Consider the following 648-nt stretch of genomic DNA (forward strand, 5'->3'; position numbering starts at 1 on the left):
CACGCGTGCCCGCGCCGAACACCTCATCACCCAGGCCGACGAGGTGCTTATGGCCAACGAGCGCGGCGAGATCTGTGAAGGCACGATCACCAATGTCTTTGCCGATCTCGGCGACGGCGTGCTGGCCACGCCCCGGCTCGACTGCGGCCTGCTGCCTGGTGTATTGCGCGCGCAGCTTCTGGATGAAGGCCGCGCCCGCGAAGCGATCTACAGCTTGGACGATCTGAAATCCGCCAAGTCCCTGTTCGTCGGCAATTCGCTGCGCGGACTGATCCCCGCAAGACTGACCTGAAACAGGACGACTGTGCCCACTCACACGCCCCCAGAGCATACGCTCCCCACCCACACGCCCTATGACGGCTCGTCGAAACTGTTCAGTATCGGGCTGAAGCCGCTCGATCCGGCGGACTGGATCGAGATCGACGGCCATCTGCTGCCGTATCTCGCCGAAAAGCACCGGCTCTATGCCGAAATCCCAGAGCGCGTTTTCGTCGAGGAGGACGGCACGCGCGATGCCCAGCAGGAAGTGCTCGACTTGCTCGCTGCGCATCTCCTGGAGAGGTTCCCCGAAACCCATCGGCTCGGCGGATCAGGCGTCGAGGTGGCGGGCGCGGCGGGCCGTCTGCCTGCTTCCCTCGCCGAGGCGCC

2 protein-coding genes are annotated in these 648 nt (G+C 65.1%); both read left to right on the forward strand.

The features are described 5' to 3' along the window. Positions 1-292: aminotransferase class IV (locus EN984_RS36805; protein ID WP_206517592.1), on the forward strand; the 292-nt coding region annotated here is incomplete at its 5' end. Between the two features lie 12 nt (positions 293-304). Continuing rightward, positions 305-648, forward strand: a 344-nt coding sequence (locus tag EN984_RS36810; protein WP_127384461.1) for a heme-dependent oxidative N-demethylase subunit alpha family protein, incomplete at its 3' end; no start/stop codon positions are given.

The organism is Mesorhizobium sp. M7A.F.Ca.CA.004.12.1.1, assembly GCF_003997835.1.
Classification (GTDB): Bacteria; Pseudomonadota; Alphaproteobacteria; order Rhizobiales; family Rhizobiaceae; genus Mesorhizobium.